We start from the raw sequence: 16,150 nt of genomic DNA, 5'->3' as shown, positions 1-16,150 counted from the left end.
CGCGGGTGTGGTGATCCGGACGATGGAATCGTCGAGGTCCACCTCGCAGCCGAGGCCGCGCAGGACGTCGGCCATCAAAGGGACATCGAGGATGTCCGGACAGTTGGTGACAGTTGTGGTGCCCTCAGCCAACAGCGCTGCCGCCATCAGCTTGAGAACGCTGTTCTTCGCGCCCCCGACAGACACTTCACCTACGAGGCGGTTACCGCCGGTGACAAGGAAGCGTTCGCTCACAGAACACAGCCTAGAGCCAGGGATGCCGACCCCGGAGGCCGGTACCGTAACGCTATGGCCGTACACCTCACCAAGATCTACACCCGGACCGGCGACGACGGGACCACCGGACTCAGCGATTTCTCCCGTGTGTCGAAGAACGATCCGCGGCTGATCGCCTACGCCGACTGCGACGAGGCGAACGCCTCGATCGGTGTCGCGGTGGCGTTGGGCGACCCGCCCGAGGAGATCCGGTCGATCCTGCGGCAGATCCAGAACGACCTGTTCGACGCCGGCGCCGACCTGTCCACCCCGGTGGAGGCCGAACCGAAGTACCCGCCGCTGCGCATCTCCGACGAGTACATCGACCGTCTCGAGCGCTGGTGCGACGAACTGAACGAACGCCTGGCGCCGCTGAATTCCTTCATTCTCCCCGGCGGCACGGCACTCGGTGCTCTACTGCACGTGGCGCGGACCGTGACCCGGCGTGCCGAGCGCTCCGCGTGGGCGGCGGTCGACGCGAACCCGGAGACGACCAACGTCCTTCCGGCGAAATACCTCAACCGGCTGTCGGACCTGCTGTTCATTGTCAGTCGGCTCGCGAACCCTGAGGGCGACGTGCTCTGGAAGCCGGGAGCCGGGAAGTCCTGATCAGAGTCGGCGACCGCGAACCGATCGGCCGGACGGCCGCGATTCGACCCAGGAGAGGAACGCGGTCAACGCTCCCCCGTCCAATGCGATCTCGTACGAGCTACCACGGTCCTTGACCGACAGGATGACGATTTCCTCGGACATGATGTCGAATTCGGAGCCCTCCGGGCTGCGACGACCTGCGACTTCGATGCCCTGGCGTTCGATGCGCGAATCAGGGCCGGGACGCAAACTCGACAATTTGAAGAAGACGAGAGAACCCTCGCCGTAGCGGATGACGCCGTGACGCCACCCGGTGTCCCCCGGGGCAGGCGTCACCCGGAGGATCGCCGCGGTGCCACCGCGGCGCAGTACTGCAAGCCGATACAGAAAAACCGCGACGAAGGCCGCGAGCAGCACAACCAGAATGATCAACACAGTCATTCCGATTGTCACTGTTCGTCGGCTCCGTCGCGGTCTTTCTCGTGCAGCCTAAGCGCGCTCTACAGCGCGGATCCGACCCTTGGCGACAGCAATCGCCTCGAGATCGTCTCCACTCTCCGAGAGCACGGCCTTGGCCGCTTCCACATCGATGTCCTCGGCCAAGTCGGCTGACTCGGCGAGGATCGTGACTGTCTTCGCGGTCACGGACAGGAATCCGCCGTGCACAGCAGCGACGATACGCTCACCGTCGGCCGTCGTGATCGCAACCACTCCGGCCTCGACCAGCTGTCCGAGAACCGGCTCATGCCCAGGCATGACACCGATCTCGCCCTCGGTCGTCTGTGCGCTGACGAGAGTCGCCGAACCAGACCACAACCGTCGCTCCACGGCGACAAGTTCCACGGTCATCTCAGCCATCGTCGACTACTTCCCGGCGATCTTCTTGGCTGCAGCCTCGACGTCGTCGAGTCCACCACAGCTGTTGAACGCCTGCTCGGGCAGGTGATCGAACTCGCCCTTGCAGATGCGGTCGAACGCCTCGATGGTGTCGCGGAGCGGCACCACGGAGCCGGGCTCACCGGTGAACTTCTCGGCGACGATGAAGTTCTGGCCGAGGAACTTCTGCAGACGGCGGGCACGGCCGACGAGCACCTTGTCCTCTTCCTGCAGCTCGTCCATACCGAGGATGGCGATGATGTCCTGCAGTTCCTTGTACTTCTGCAGGATGCGCTTGACCTCGTTGGCAACCCGGAAGTGCTCGGCACCGACGATGCCGGGCTCCAGGATGCGGGAGGTGGAGGTCAGCGGGTCCACAGCGGGGTAGATACCCATCTGCGAGATCGGACGCGACAGCTCGGTGGTGGCATCGAGGTGCGCGAACGTCGTTGCCGGCGCCGGGTCGGTGTAGTCGTCGGCGGGGACGTAGATCGCCTGCAGCGACGTGATGGAGCGGCCTCGCGTCGAGGTGATGCGCTCCTGCAGCTCGCCCATCTCGTCAGCCAGGGTCGGCTGGTAACCCACGGCCGAAGGCATACGACCGAGCAGGGTCGACACCTCGGAACCGGCCTGGGTGAAACGGAAGATGTTGTCGATGAACAGCAGCACGTCCTGGCCCTGGACATCGCGGAAGTACTCCGCCATGGTCAGCGCGGACAGGGCGACGCGCATACGCGTTCCCGGCGGCTCGTCCATCTGGCCGAAGACAAGGGCCGTGTCCTGAAGGACGCCCATCTCTTCCATCTCGAGGTGAAGGTCGGTGCCCTCACGGGTGCGCTCACCGACGCCTGCGAACACCGAGGTTCCGGAGAACTCGCGGGCGATACGGGTGATCATTTCCTGGATCAGAACGGTCTTGCCGACACCGGCACCACCGAACAGACCGATCTTTCCACCCTTGACGTACGGGGTGAGGAGGTCGATGACCTTGATACCGGTCTCGAGGATCTCCGTCTTGCCCTCGAGCTGGTCGAAGGCCGGTGGCTTGCGGTGGATGCCCCACTGCTCGCCGTCGCGACCCGTGCCGGGAGCGTCGAGGCAGTCGCCCAGTGCGTTGAACACGTGGCCCTTGACGACGTCACCGACGGGAACCGAGATCGGCTTGCCCGTGTCGGACACCGAGGTGCCGCGGATCAGGCCGTCGGTGGGCTGCATCGAGACGGTGCGCACCAGGTTGTCGCCGAGGTGCTGTGCGACCTCGAGGGTCAGCGTCTTGGCGACCGAGGGGAGCGTGATCTCGGCGTGCAGGGCGTTGAACAGTTCAGGAATAGCGCCACGCGGGAATTCAACGTCCACGACGGGACCGATGACCCGCACGACGCGGCCGGCGACGGAGGAACCCGAGCCTGCCCCGTTGTTTTCGGTTACTGCTGCGGTCATTGCTTAGTCACTTCCTGCGCTCGAGGCAAGCGCATTCGCGCCGCCGACGATCTCGCTGATTTCCTGGGTGATCTGGGCCTGGCGAGCCTGGTTTGCCTGACGGCTCAACGTGTTCACCAGTTCGTTTGCGTTGTCCGTCGCGGCCTTCATCGCCGTACGACGGGCAGCCGACTCCGACGCCGCAGCATCCAGCAGCGAGGAGTAGATGCGGGTGCTGATGTACTTCGGCAGCAGGGCACCGAGCAACTTGTCGGGTTCCGGCTCGAAGTTGTATCCGGCGACCGGTTCCGAGTCGCTGGACCCGTGACCGTTCGACAGCATGTCCTCGCCGAGTTCGACGTGCTCCTCGGAGACCATCACCTCGAGGGGAGCCATGCGGCGAACCTCGGGAGACTGGGTCAGCATCGACACGAAGCGGGTGTAGACGATATGCAGCTCGTCGACGCCTTCGATGGTGCCCTCGCCGTTCGGCGCAGGGACCTCCGAGCCGGATCCGGCCATGAACAGGTCGACCAGGTGCCGGCTCGCCTTGGCAGCGTCGGAGTAGCCCGGATCCTGGGAGAACCCGGTCCACGCACCTCCCAAGTCGCGGCCACGGAACGTGTAGTACCCCAGGCCCTTGGATCCGAGCACGTAGATGACCGGATCCTTGCCCTCGCTGCGCAGCAGCTGGAACAGCTCCTCGGCCTCCTTGAGGACGTTGGAGTTGTATCCGCCGCACATACCGCGGTCGCTGGTGACGACCAGGACGGCGGCACGCTTGGGATCGGTGCGCTCGTTGAGCAACGGGTGATCCAGCGAAGCCGACGCGCTCGCCAGCTCCGACAGAACCTTCGTGATCTCCTCGGCGTACGGCTTTGCCGCGGCGACGCGCGACTGCGCCTTCGTGATTCGCGAGGTCGCGATCAGTTCCTGGGCCTTGGTGATCTTCTTGGTCGAGTTGACCGACTTGATGCGAGACCTCAGTTCGAGAATGCTTGCCATCGATCGATCACTCTCCCTTCATGTTTCGCAGCATCATGGGCAGGCCGCTCACTTGCTGACGGTGGTGCGCTTGACGTTGATCTGCTCGTGGCCGACCTCGCCGGCGTCCAGAGCTTCAGCCTCGGCCTCGTTCACGACCCGGCTTCCGTCGGACGCGATGAAGGTTTCCTTGAACTTGTCGGTGGCCTCGACCAGTGCCTTGGCGTTGTCGGCGTCGAGGGCCTTGCCACCCTTGATGCTCTCGTACACGCCGGAGGCGGTGCGGTGCAGCTCGTCGAGCAGCTCGGCCTCGAAGCGGCGGACGTCACCGACGGGCACGCTGTCGAAGACACCTTCGCCGGCGAGGTAGATCGACACGATCTGGTCCTCGACGGGGATCGGGCTGTACTGATCCTGCTTGAGCAGCTCCACCAGGCGGGCACCACGCTCGAGCTGTGCCTTCGAGGCGGCGTCCAGGTCGGAGGCGAAGGCGGAGAACGCCTCGAGCTCACGGAACTGGGCCAGCTCCAGACGCAGCGAACCGGAGACCTTCTTCATGCCCTTGGTCTGCGCGGCGCCACCGACTCGGGACACCGAGATGCCGACGTTGATGGCGGGGCGGACACCCTTGTTGAACAGGTCCGACTCGAGGAACACCTGACCGTCGGTGATGGAGATGACGTTGGTCGGGATGTAGGCCGAGACGTCGTTGGCCTTGGTCTCGATGATCGGCAGCGCGGTCAGCGAGCCTCCACCCAGGGCGTCGGACAGCTTGGCCGAACGCTCCAGCAGGCGGGAGTGCAGGTAGAAGACGTCACCGGGGTATGCCTCACGTCCCGGCGGGCGGCGCAGCAGCAGCGAGATGGCGCGGTACGCCTCGGCCTGCTTGGTCAGGTCGTCGAACACGACCAGGACGTGCTTGCCCTGGTACATCCAGTGCTGGCCGATGGCGGAGCCGGTGTAGGGCGCGAGCCACTTGAAACCGGCGGAGTCGGAGGCCGGGGCGGCGACGATGGTGGTGTACTCCATCGCGCCCTGCTCCTCGAGGGCAGCCTTGACGCCCGCGATGGTGGAGCCCTTCTGGCCGATCGCGACGTAGATGCAGCGAACCTGCTGCTTCTCGTCGCCGGTCTCCCAATTGGCCTTCTGGTTCAGGATCGCGTCGATGCAGACGGCGGTCTTGCCCGTCTTACGGTCGCCGATGACGAGCTGACGCTGTCCGCGACCGATCGGGGTCATCGCGTCGATGGCCTTGATACCGGTCTGCAGCGGCTCCTCGACGGGCTGACGCTCGAGCACCGAGGCAGCCTGCAGTTCGAGGGCGCGGGTCTCGTTGCTCTCGATCTCGCCCAGGCCGTCGATCGGCTGGCCGAGCGGGTTGATGACGCGGCCGAGGAAGGCGTCGCCGACGGGTACCGACAGCACGTCGCCGGTCCGCTTGACTTCCTGGCCTTCCTGGATGTTCTCGTAATCGCCCAGGATGACGGCACCGATCTCGGTGGCATCCAGGTTGAGCGCGACACCCAGAATTCCGCCGGGGAACTCCAGCAGTTCGTTGGCCATCGCCGAAGGCAGGCCACTGACGTGCGCGATGCCGTCGCTGGTGTCGGTCACAAGGCCGACCTCTTCGCGGGAGGCCTCCGGGGAGTAGCTCGCGGTGTAGTTCTCGATCGCACTACGGATCTCGTCGGAGGAGATCGTCAGCTCCGCCATGTTTTTCCTGCTCTCGGTGTCTGGTCTTCGAAAAGATCTGGGGTATGGGGTTCGGTTGCGGACTACTTGAGGGACTTCCGCAACGCTGCGAGACGTCCCGCGCCGCTGCCGTCGATCACCTCGTCGCCCACCCGGACGACCAAGCCGCTGAGGAGTTCAGGATCGACCTCCACGTGAACCGTCACCGGCTTCCCGTAGGTACGGGTGAGGGTGGCGGTCAGCCGATCAGACTGCTCACTGGACAGCGGAGCAGCGCTGCGCACCTTGGCGACAACTGCTTCCCGCTGTGCTGCTGCCAGATTCGACAGTTCGTCGAAGGCGTCCGCGGGTGCGGAGTTCTTCAACCGGCCCACTGCCTGGTTCGCCAGCGCCTCGGCGACAGCGGTGACCTTGCCGTACAGCAGCTTGGAGAGCAGTTCGCGCTTCCTCTTCGCCGGTACGGAACGGTCGGACAGTGCCTGCTCGAGCTTCGGGTCACCGGCAACGATGCGGCCGAGGCGGAAGAGTTCGTCCTCGACGTCGTCGAGCTGTCCCTGATCGGCCGCTGCCTTCAGCAGCGATTCCCGACCGACGAGCACCAGCGAGTTGAGCAGGTCGGAGGTGACGGACCAGTCCTGGCCCACCGCCGCCTTCAGGACGGCGAGGGTCTCGGCCGAGACCTTGCCACCGAATACCTGCTCGGCCAGACCTTCGCGAACGCTCCCGGGCGTCGAGGTGTCCGACAGGGCACTCCGGAGAGTGCGCTGCTCGTCCAGGATCTCGACGACCGAGAACAGCTCGGCCCCGATCTGGGCCGCGGCCGCTGTGGCTGCTCCGGCAGAGACGGATCCCAAGGCCGAAGACAACGCAGCACGGGTCTGCGTCAAGGCCTCACGGCTCGCTGCGTACATGGTGCTCACTTCCCTGCTGCGGAATTTGCGCCGATGGAGTCGAGCTCGTTCAGGAATCGATCGACCGTGCCGGCCCGCTTGACGTCGTCGGCGAGGGACTCACCGATGACCTTCTCAGCGAGGTCGACCGCGGTGCGGCCGAGGTCGGCGCGCAGTTCGGCAACGATCTGCTGACGCTGGGCAACCAACTGGTTGTGACCGGCGGCCACGATGCGGTCGCTTTCTTCCTGAGCCTGTGCCTTCATTTCGGCGATGATCTGCTGCCCCTGGGTGCGCGCGTCCTCACGGATCTGCGCAGCCTCGGTGCGAGCTTCGGCGAGCTGAGCGCGGTACTGCTCGAGCGCCGCCTTCGCTTCGGCCTGGGCCTCTTCGGCCCGCTTGATGCCGCCGTCGATCTGCTCGGTTCGCTCGGCAAGGACCTTCTGGAACATCGGAAGGACGTACTTCCAGAAGACGAAACCAACGATGACCAGGCAGACGATCGACCAAACGATGTCATACGTCTCGGGCAGGAGAGGGTTGTGACTCTCTTCCTGCGCGAGGACTGCGATGTTGGCTGCCATGACGGTCTTAGAAAATGAAGCCGGCGACGAGGCCGATCAGCGCGAGGGCTTCGGTGAAGGCGATACCGAGGAACATCGTGGTACGAACCTGTCCGGCCATCTCGGGCTGGCGAACCATTCCCTCGATCGCCTTACCGACGACGATGCCCACGCCGATGCCGGGGCCGATCGCGGCGAGGCCGTAGCCGATGGCTCCGAAACCCGTCGAGTTGGTTTCCTGGACAGCTTCCTGAGCGAGGTAGGCGAGGCTCATGGTGTTCCGTTCCCTTTCTGTTGACCTCCGCCGGATTCGGCGGGAGGCTCAGTTCTTGGTGTAGCTGGTCGTGAAACTTGTGGTGCTAGTGCGAATCCGCGTGCAGCGCCAGATCGATGTACACCGACGTGAGCAGCGCGAAGACGTAGGCCTGCAGGAAGATCACCAGCAGTTCGAAGAAGGTGAATGCAATGCCGGCGGCAAGCGAGGCCACACCGAACACGGCCTGGAAGCCACCGGAGATGAAGAAGAAGTACTGGGTGGCGCTGAAGAAGAGCACCAGCAGGATGTGGCCGGCCAGCATGTTGGCCATGAGACGAACCATGAGCGTGAACGGCCGGAGGACGAACGTCGAGATGAACTCGATCGGCACGAGCAGGAAGTGCAGCGGAAGCGGAACCCCGGGGACCACGATGCTGCTCTTCACGTACTTGAAGAAGCCGTACTTCTTGATGCCGACGTAGTTGAACACGATGTACGCGAGGGCGGCGAGCACGAGCGGCATGCCGATACGCGCGTTCGGCGAGATGTTGATGAAGGGGATGATGCTGCCGAGGTTGCTGGCGAGCACCAGGAAGAAGATGGTGGTGATGACCGGCAGGAAGCGCTTGCCCTGCTCCTTGCCGAGAATCTCTTCCGCGATGTTGATCCGGACGAAGTCGAGCGCGATCTCACCGATGTTCTGGACACCGCGCGGAATGATCTTCGGGCTGCGCAGCGCGATGACGAAGAAGAGCATCATCAGTCCGGACAGCAGGATGCGAACCAGCATCAGGCGGTCGAGTTCGAACGGAGTCCCTTCGAACAGGACCGCGGGCGGGAAGAAGTCGTTCAGGGAAGGCGCGTGGAATTCTCCAGCGGCCACGTTGATGACGCTCAGCGTTCTCTCCCGTAGTCGGTCCGCAGCCTTCGTTGACTGCGGTTCGATCGGACATTGACGATCAAACAAGTCGACAAGCTCGACTCGCGTATTCGTCAGCTGCTGCGGACTGTTCGAGTCCAGCGTCTGTCGGTGTCGGCGACTCTCGTCGACTCGGCGGCCCTGAAAGTGCGGCCACCTACAAGCATGCAATACCGGCGAGTAACTTACTCGCACTCTCATTGCTCTCGCTTGACCCAGACCTTAGCAAGTCATCTACGACATCGTGTAGACGGGGTCCGGGTCGATTCAATTTTACTACATCTCGTAGTACTACTTATCGTCCGATTCCGGCGATCCGGCGTCGTCCGTGGGCGCAGGTTCGACGTACGGCGCCTTGGTTCCCAGGACTCCGAACGTTTCCGCTCCCAGCACGATCACCAGCGACAGCACCATGACCAGCACCAATGCCGTCTTGTCGTAGAAGTCGAGCGGTTTGAGGATCGCCAGGACCGTGATCGCGAGAATCATCTTCAACAACCACGTACCGAGCAGTACCGCTCCCGCCGTCAAGGCCGGAAGTTTCGCGGTGAACAGCACACCCAGTGCGGTGCACAGGATGAACCCTCCCCCGACTGCCGCACCGAGAAGTGCGCCGTACAGACCGGGCTTGCCCGCGACGAGAAATGCGATGATCGAGCCGACCACTGCCAGCACGATCAGACCGAGAACTCCGTAGCGGACGGCAGCCCGCAACGACGCGGTGTGATCAGGGGCGGAGGCGGGGGTGAACGTCACGGTCGCCAAGGGTAGTGGATCTTCGCCGGTCCGCGGCAACCCTCCGGTCAGCCGCGACGATCGTGCTGCTGTCCGCGAATCGACGGGACGGCCGTGACGACCAGTGCGAAGACAAGGCCTCCCGCGACCAGGAGGACGACGACGCGACGGTCGAACAGGGCAGATCCGACCGCACCGAACGCGAGGACACCGACCCACAAGTAGATGAGCAGCACGACGCGACGGTGCGAGTGCCCGATCTGCAGGAGCCGGTGGTGGAGGTGCATCTTGTCGGGACTGAACGGGCTCACCCCCGCACGGGTACGCCGGACCACGGCGAGCAGCAGGTCGAGGATCGGGATGAACATGACGGCACCGACGAGGAGCAGCGGAGAGAGAAGACCGAGCAGGTCGCGGGTGCCGTAGGCGGTCAGCGGGATGCGACCGGACGCGCTGGTGGAGATGGCCGCGAGCATCAGCCCGATCAGCATGGAGCCGGAGTCGCCCATGAAGATCTTGGCGGGCTGGAAGTTGTGCGGAAGGAATCCGAGACACGCACCTGCCAGCGCCGCGGCGATCAGCGCGGGCGGATACGCGCTGACGTCGCCGCCCTGATCGTGCAGTAGTCCCACGGAGAACACGCAGATCGCGAGGGAGGAGATCAGGCCGAGGCCCGCCGCGAGGCCGTCGAGGCCGTCGACGAAGTTCATGGCGTTCACCATCACGACCGCGACACCCACGGTGACGAGACCGGCCTGGAGCTGGTCGAGGATGACGGTGCTGCCGTCCCCGAACGGCATATAGATGATGAACCAGCTCACCCCCATCACGACGAGGATGCCCGCCGCGGTGACCTGGCCGACGAACTTGGTGAGCGCGTCCAGGCCCCACCGGTCGTCGACGACCCCCACCAGCACGATCACGAACCCCGAGACCAGGGCCGCGGGAATGTCGGAAGTGAACTCGAATCCCCGGGTGAGCGCGGGTAGCTGCTGCGCGAACAACAACGCGACGAGCATGCCGAGATACATGCCGACCCCGCCGAGACGCGGCGTCGGGGTGACGTGGACGTCGCGATCCCGCGGCACGGCCACGGCCCCGAACCGGAGTGCGAACAGCCGCACGGCCCCGGTCGCCAGGTAGGTGACCACCGCAGCGGTGAAGAGGACGAGCAGGAGTTCACGCAGCGGGACACCCGCGCCCCCACCTGCTTGGGCCAGCGCCACGCCGGCCGATTCGGCAGCACTCACTGGGCGGACAGACTCTCCGCCGTCACTCCGAGCACGTCGGCGACATCGCCGGTGGGCACGGCGCCCTCACGCAGGATCCGGGGGGTCGCGCCGGTGAGGTCGACGATCGTCGATGCCTGCCCCTGTTCGGCCCGACCACCGTCGAGGTACACGCTCGCCGATCCGCCGAGCTGCTCGCGCGCTTCCTCGACCGTCGTCGCGGGCGGCCGTCCGGAGACGTTCGCGCTCGACACCGCCAGCGGTCCGACTTCGCGCAACAGTTCGAGGGCGACGGGGTGCAGCGGCATGCGCAGCATGACCGTGCCCCGGGTGTCGCCGAGGTCCCACGCCAGCGAAGGTGCTTGTTCCACAACGAGACTCAGCCCGCCGGGCCAGAACGCCCGGATGAGGTCGCGCGTTTGCGGGCGCACGCTGTACACCAGGCCGTCGATCGTGTTCCACGAGCCGACGAGCACGGGAACCGGCATGTCGCGTCCGCGACCCTTGGCCCGCAGGAGGGCGGCGACAGCCTCGCTGTCGAATGCGTCCGCGCCGATCCCGTACAGCGTGTCCGTGGGGAGCACGACGAGCCGCCCAGCCTTCAGCGCATTCTTGGCCGCACTCATTCCGGCGGAGCGTGAATCGGGAAGGCCACAGTCGTAAACGGTACTCACCCGCCCATTCTTTCACCCTCGGCGACGGCCCCTGCACGCTGCGCCTCGATATCGGTGGCGACGCGCCGGGCGACCACGAAGCGCGGCTTGCCTGCGAGGTCCGGGTGCTCCGCGACCTCGCCGAACACCCGGCGGGACGCGAACAGTGCCGCCACGTCGGACCCGTTGCTGTCGTCGTGCTCGATGCCGACCGCTCCCCCGATCCGCAACCAGCGGGCGACGTTCGAGATCATCGGCTTGATGACGGACAGACCGTCCGGGCCGGCGAACAGCGCGCTGTGCGGGTCGTGGTCGGCCACCTCGGGTTCGAGCTCGACGCCCTCCGGGATGTACGGCGGGTTCGCCACGATCAGGTCGACGCCGCCTTCCAGCCCGGCCAGCAACGTCCGGTCGGTCACATCGCCCTGATACAGCCGGATCGGTGCGTCACCTGCCTGTTCGCGGGCGTCGGCGTTGCGCCGGGCCCATGCGAGCGCGTGCGGTTCGAGTTCGACGGCGTGCACGACGGCGTCGGGCCGGGCGTTGGCGATCGCGAGCGCGAGCGCGCCCGACCCGGTGCACAGGTCGAGCACCACCGGCGGATGCTGATCGCAGCTTCCGAGGAACGCGAGCGCCCACCCGAGCAGCAGTTCCGTCTCGGGACGCGGCACGAAGACCCCGGGGCCGACCTCGATGTCGATGTCCCCCATCGCGGCGGTACCGAGGATGTACTGCAACGGAATCCGCTTGGCGCGCTGGTCGACCATCTTCTTGTAGGCGTCGATCACCGACTCGTCGACCAGCGGGACGAGGCCGAGCCGGGTCCGTTCCACCCCCAGCAGGTGGGCCGCGAGCAGTTCGGCATCCGCACGGGAGCTACGCACCCCGGCCTCGTCGAGTTGCGCGGTTGCGTCGATCAGGGCCAGGCGAAGAGGAAGGCGACTCACAGGTACAGACTGCCACGCGGTCCGCCGTCAGGTGGCGCGGTCCCGCTTCGCGGTTACTCCGCGGCGAGCCTCGCCTCACGGTCCGACTTGCCCAGGGCGTCGAGGAGGGCGTCGAGTTCGCCGTCCAGGACCGCATCCAGGTTGTGGGACTTGAAGCCGATCCGGTGATCGGTGATGCGATTCTCCGGGAAGTTGTAGGTGCGGATGCGCTCGGAACGGTCGACGGTGCGCACCTGACTCTGCCTGCCTGCCGACGCCTCCGCATCCGCGGCTTCCTCGGCCGCCGCCTGCAGCCGCGCGGCGAGCACCTGCATGGCGCGGGCCTTGTTCTGCAGCTGAGAGCGCTCGTTCTGGCAGGTCACGACGATTCCGGTGGGCAGGTGCGTGATACGGACCGCGGAGTCGGTGGTGTTGACGCCCTGACCACCCTTGCCCGAGGAGCGGTAGACGTCGATGCGCAGATCGGTTTCATCGATCTGCACCTCCTCGACCTCTTCCGGTTCCGGGTAGATGAGGACACCGGCGGCGGACGTGTGGACGCGTCCCTGCGATTCCGTGACGGGTACGCGCTGCACGCGGTGGACACCGCCCTCGAACTTCAGTCGCGCCCAGACCCCGTCACGCACATCGCCCTTCGACTTGATCGACAGCGTCGCGTCCTTGTATCCACCGAGATCGGACACGGTCGCGTCGAGGATCTCGACACGCCAGCCGTGACGCTCGGCGTACCGGACGTACATTCGCGCCAGGTCGGAGGCGAACAGCGCGGATTCCTCGCCGCCCTCCCCCGACTTGACCTCGAGCACCACGTCGTCACCGTCGTGCGGGTCGCGGGGGGCCAGGAGGTCGGTGAGGGTCTTGTCGAGTTCGAGGACCTGCGCCTCGAGGTCGGGCACCTCGGCGGCGAAGCTGGAGTCGTCGGCGGCGAGCTCACGCGCGGCATCCAGATCGTCCTGCGCCGACTTGAGCTTGGTGTACGTCGCCATGATCGGCGCGAGCTCGGCGAATCGCTTGCCCGCCTTGCGGGCCGCGGAAGCGTCGTTGTGCAGGGCCGGGTCCGCCAACTGCTGCTCCAGGCCGGCATGTTCGGCCAGGATGTCGTCGATGGCCGAAGGCTGGGTGGTCCCTGCCATGATTCGCTCCGCTCTGCGTTCTTTCGGGAATAGGCACAAAAAAGCCGACGCCCGGCCTGCAATTATCGCAGGACGGGCGTCGGCGGAACAGCTAGGACTCTGCAGATTCCTTGGCTGCGCCCTTGCCGGCGCGCTTGCCGTAGCGAGCCTCGAAGCGGGCGACACGTCCACCGGTGTCGAGGATCTTCTGCTTGCCGGTGTAGAACGGGTGGCACTGCGAGCAGACCTCGACGTTGATACGTCCGGTCTCCTTGGTGCTGTGGGTCTCGAAGGTGTTTCCGCAACCACAGACCACGGTGGTGGCCACGTAATTGGGGTGAATGCCTGACTTCATGGTGTCCCTTTCGATGGTCGCCGGGTCGCCTTCGCCGTTCGAAGACGTGAACCGGAACCGGACTCAGCCGCTCAGTATGCCAGATCGCAGGTTCGCGATCCCAATCGGCATTTGTGCTTGCGTTGTGGTCAACGCGGGTGGTCCGCGTTTTGTTCCACAGGGGTTCCCGAGGGAAAAACAGCGGGGCCCGGCGACCGAAAAAGTCGCCGGGCCCCGCTTCGGGTCGATGATCAGTCGTCGATCGCGCCCGGAGCAGTCTTCGACACCTGCATGAGGAATTCGATGTTGCTCTTGCTCTTCTTGAGGCGGTCGATCAGGAGATCGATGGCCTGGTGCGAGTCGAGACCCGAGAGCACGCGCCGGAGCTTGTGCAGCACCGCGGCCTCGTCCGGGCTGAGCAGCAGCTCGTCCTTACGTGTACCCGAGGGGTTCACGTCCACGGCCGGGAACACACGACGTTCCGCGATCTTGCGGTCGAGCTTCAGCTCGGCGTTACCGGTGCCCTTGAACTCCTCGAAGATCACGGTGTCGCCGGTGGAACCGGTCTCGACCATGGCCGTCGCGATGATCGTGAGCGAACCGCCGTTCTCGATGTTGCGCGCAGCACCGAGGAAACGCTTCGGCGGGTAGAGCGCGGTCGAGTCGACACCACCGGAGAGGATGCGTCCCGAGGCAGGCGACGAGTTGTTGTACGCACGGCCGAGGCGGGTGATCGAGTCGAGGAGGACGACGACGTCCTTGCCCGCCTCCACCAGACGCTTCGCACGCTCGATGGCCAGCTCGGCGACCGAGGTGTGGTCTCCCGGCGGACGGTCGAAGGTCGAGGAGATGACCTCGCCCTTCACCGAACGCTGCATGTCGGTGACCTCTTCGGGACGCTCGTCGACCAGCACGACCATGAGGTAGCACTCGGGGTTGTTGGTCGCGATGGCGTTGGCGATGGCCTGCAGAACGCTGGTCTTACCGGCCTTCGGCGGGCTCACGATCAGCGCACGCTGTCCCTTGCCGATCGGCATCACCAGGTCGATGACACGGGTCGTCAGGATGTTCGGCGTCGTCTCCAGACGCAGCCGCTGATTCGGGTACAGCGGCGTGAGCTTGCCGAACTCGGGGCGCTTCTTGGCCGCTTCCACGTCGCCACCGTTGACGGTGTCGATGCGGACCAGCGGGTTGAATTTCTGGCGCTGGCTGCCCTGCTCGCCCTCACGTCCGACCCGGACGGCGCCGGTGATGGCGTCGCCGCGACGGAGACCGTTCTTGCGGATCAGGTTCATCGACACGTAGACGTCGTTCGGTCCGGCCAGGTAGCCGGAGGTCCGCACGAACGCGTAGTTGTCGAGGACGTCCAGGATGCCGGCGACCGGCTGCAGGACGTCGTCCTCGCGGATCTCGGTCTCGCGGGCGTCACCGCCGCCGCCTTCGCCGCGGTCGCGTCCACGACGACGTTCGCGGAAGCGGCGTCCGCGGCGTCCGCGACCGCCTTCCTCGTCGTCGCCCGGACGGTTGTCGTTGTTGCGCGGGCCGTTGTTGCCCTGGCTGCGGTCGCCCCGGTTGTCCCGATCGCCCCGGTCACCGCGGTCACCACGGGTGTCGCCGCGGTCACCCCGGGTGTCGCCGCGGTCACCCCGGGTGTCGCCGCGGTCACCGCGGTCGCCGCCCCGCTCACGTCGGTTGCGGTCGCCGCCCTGTTCGCCGGAGCCGTCCTGCTTGGCCGGCTTCTCGGCAGAATCCTGACGATCGTCGGCCTGCTTGCGCTCGGCCTGCTGCGTGTCCGCGGCATTCGCCGAGACGGTGTCCTGAGCGTTGCCGCCCTGGTCACCCTGCTCGGGTGCGCCTGCCCGACGCGCGGATCCGCGGCGCTGACGCCCGCGACGGCCGCCTTCGGCGGTATCGGTGTCGGCGGCTGCGCCGTCGCCCGTCGGGGGTTCGGCCGTCTTGGGCTCGGCGGCCTTCTCGGTGGTCTCCGCCTGGGGAGTCACTTCGAGTTCGGTCTGAGCGGACTGTTCGCGCTTTGCGCGCGTCGCCCGGGTCCGGGGAGCGGCTTCGGTCGCAGCAGCGGCCGGAGCGGAAGAGCCGCCCTGACGCTCCTTGATCGCGGCGATCAGGTCGCCCTTGCGCATCCCCGAGATGCCCTTGATGCCCAGCTCACCTGCGAGAGTGCGGAGCTCGGTGAGCACCATTCCGGACAGCCCGGCACCCCGGCGCGCCTCGGCGCGCTTGGTGGAGGCTGTCACGGCACCGGTGCCGGGTGCGGTCGATGACGCCTGTGAAGAGTCGCCTGCCTGCGCGCCAACGGTATCCACCGAGGAGGCGCGCACAGGAGCGGCGATGAGGTCCGTATCGGTCACGGAGGTCCTTTCCTTCCCTCACTCGCGCTGCGCAGAGTCGAGGGTTCGTCCCGTAATTCGGTTTCGAATACCGAATTCGGATGTGCCGTACGTAGTTGCATGTGAAGAACTGCCGGCTTGCCCGCCATCACATCACCTTTGAAACAGGCGCGTACTCGCAATCCCTACACGACAGATAGTGCGGAGGATCGTGCCAGGAGCCGTCAACCCCGATTGACCTGGAGTAATTGCCCTGGTGAAGCACCGGCGTCTGATGCGCACGATGTACGGACATTGCCCAGGATAGCTGTGAACGACCGTAGGGGCAAGGAGAAGCCCCTACGGCG

General features: G+C 65.8%; 18 protein-coding genes (1 of these 18 running past the window's edge). 1 reads left to right on the top strand and 17 read right to left on the bottom strand.

Features of this window, described 5'->3' with window-relative positions; genetic code table 11:
• Positions 1 to 234: the beginning of a UDP-N-acetylglucosamine 1-carboxyvinyltransferase gene (gene murA, locus OYT95_RS31305; protein WP_037238892.1), read on the bottom strand. Its footprint begins 1,041 nt before the window's first position; 234 of the gene's 1,275 nt are visible here — the first part of the coding sequence; it begins with the start codon at positions 232 to 234; the stop codon falls past the left edge of the window.
• Between the two features lie 54 nt (positions 235 to 288).
• On the opposite strand from murA, the gene OYT95_RS31300 reads away from it, so the two are divergent.
• Positions 289 to 864, top strand: a complete 576-nt coding sequence (locus OYT95_RS31300; protein ID WP_037238890.1) for a cob(I)yrinic acid a,c-diamide adenosyltransferase — start codon at positions 289 to 291, stop codon at positions 862 to 864.
• On the opposite strand, the gene OYT95_RS31295 is transcribed toward OYT95_RS31300, so the two are convergent.
• The 16 genes from OYT95_RS31295 to rho form a co-directional block, all read right to left on the bottom strand.
• Positions 865 to 1,287 carry a DUF2550 domain-containing protein gene (locus OYT95_RS31295; RefSeq protein WP_037238889.1) on the bottom strand — a complete coding sequence of 141 codons (423 nt, stop codon included), beginning with the start codon at positions 1,285 to 1,287 and terminating at the stop codon, positions 865 to 867. It abuts the gene before it with no gap.
• A gap of 48 nt (positions 1,288 to 1,335) precedes the next feature.
• A complete protein-coding gene (locus tag OYT95_RS31290) occupies positions 1,336 to 1,704 on the bottom strand; it encodes a F0F1 ATP synthase subunit epsilon (RefSeq protein WP_037238887.1) in 369 nt (122 codons plus the stop codon).
• Between the two features lie 6 nt (positions 1,705 to 1,710).
• Complete coding sequence (gene atpD, locus OYT95_RS31285; protein WP_005252960.1) at positions 1,711 to 3,162, bottom strand: F0F1 ATP synthase subunit beta; 1,452 nt, start codon at positions 3,160 to 3,162, stop codon at positions 1,711 to 1,713.
• A 3-nt stretch (positions 3,163 to 3,165) separates the two neighbouring features.
• A complete protein-coding gene (locus tag OYT95_RS31280) occupies positions 3,166 to 4,146 on the bottom strand; it encodes a F0F1 ATP synthase subunit gamma (protein ID WP_005252959.1) in 981 nt (326 codons plus the stop codon).
• A gap of 48 nt (positions 4,147 to 4,194) precedes the next feature.
• Positions 4,195 to 5,838 carry a F0F1 ATP synthase subunit alpha gene (gene atpA, locus OYT95_RS31275; protein ID WP_005252958.1) on the bottom strand — a complete coding sequence of 548 codons (1,644 nt, stop codon included), beginning with the start codon at positions 5,836 to 5,838 and terminating at the stop codon, positions 4,195 to 4,197.
• Between the two features lie 62 nt (positions 5,839 to 5,900).
• Entirely contained in the window at positions 5,901 to 6,728 is an 828-nt protein-coding gene (locus OYT95_RS31270; protein ID WP_174233739.1) for a F0F1 ATP synthase subunit delta, read from the bottom strand.
• A gap of 5 nt (positions 6,729 to 6,733) precedes the next feature.
• Positions 6,734 to 7,291, bottom strand: a complete 558-nt coding sequence (locus OYT95_RS31265; protein ID WP_037238881.1) for a F0F1 ATP synthase subunit B — start codon at positions 7,289 to 7,291, stop codon at positions 6,734 to 6,736.
• 7 nt (positions 7,292 to 7,298) lie between these two features.
• Positions 7,299 to 7,544, bottom strand: a complete 246-nt coding sequence (locus OYT95_RS31260) for an ATP synthase F0 subunit C (protein ID WP_005252955.1) — start codon at positions 7,542 to 7,544, stop codon at positions 7,299 to 7,301.
• Positions 7,545 to 7,629: 85 nt separating this feature from the next.
• Complete coding sequence (gene atpB, locus OYT95_RS31255; protein ID WP_052033539.1) at positions 7,630 to 8,409, bottom strand: F0F1 ATP synthase subunit A; 780 nt, start codon at positions 8,407 to 8,409, stop codon at positions 7,630 to 7,632.
• 327 nt (positions 8,410 to 8,736) lie between these two features.
• Complete coding sequence (locus OYT95_RS31250) at positions 8,737 to 9,210, bottom strand: hypothetical protein (protein WP_112298643.1); 474 nt, start codon at positions 9,208 to 9,210, stop codon at positions 8,737 to 8,739.
• A gap of 38 nt (positions 9,211 to 9,248) precedes the next feature.
• A complete protein-coding gene (locus OYT95_RS31245) occupies positions 9,249 to 10,430 on the bottom strand; it encodes a glycosyltransferase family 4 protein (RefSeq protein WP_005252952.1) in 1,182 nt (393 codons plus the stop codon).
• Positions 10,427 to 11,083: an L-threonylcarbamoyladenylate synthase gene (locus OYT95_RS31240; protein WP_128641828.1), complete on the bottom strand. Its 657-nt coding sequence runs from the start codon at positions 11,081 to 11,083 to the stop codon at positions 10,427 to 10,429. The genes OYT95_RS31245 and OYT95_RS31240 overlap by 4 nt, the downstream gene beginning before the upstream one ends.
• Positions 11,080 to 12,009: a peptide chain release factor N(5)-glutamine methyltransferase gene (gene prmC, locus OYT95_RS31235; protein ID WP_005571059.1), complete on the bottom strand. Its 930-nt coding sequence runs from the start codon at positions 12,007 to 12,009 to the stop codon at positions 11,080 to 11,082. Before prmC ends, OYT95_RS31240 begins: the two co-directional genes overlap by 4 nt.
• A 53-nt stretch (positions 12,010 to 12,062) precedes the next feature.
• On the bottom strand, positions 12,063 to 13,142 hold the full coding sequence (prfA, locus tag OYT95_RS31230; protein WP_037238871.1) for a peptide chain release factor 1: 1,080 nt from the start codon (positions 13,140 to 13,142) through the stop codon (positions 12,063 to 12,065).
• A 91-nt stretch (positions 13,143 to 13,233) separates the two neighbouring features.
• Complete coding sequence (gene rpmE, locus OYT95_RS31225) at positions 13,234 to 13,476, bottom strand: 50S ribosomal protein L31 (protein WP_005252948.1); 243 nt, start codon at positions 13,474 to 13,476, stop codon at positions 13,234 to 13,236.
• Positions 13,477 to 13,706: 230 nt separating this feature from the next.
• A complete protein-coding gene (gene rho, locus OYT95_RS31220; protein ID WP_268789991.1) occupies positions 13,707 to 15,824 on the bottom strand; it encodes a transcription termination factor Rho in 2,118 nt (705 codons plus the stop codon).
• Positions 15,825 to 16,150: the final 326 nt, after the last annotated feature.

Source organism: Rhodococcus sp. JS3073 (assembly GCF_026810085.1).
Taxonomy (GTDB): Bacteria; Actinomycetota; Actinomycetes; order Mycobacteriales; family Mycobacteriaceae; genus Rhodococcus_F; species Rhodococcus_F wratislaviensis.
Note: the sequence above shows the minus strand (reverse complement) of the source record. Positions and strands in the feature narration are given on the sequence as shown.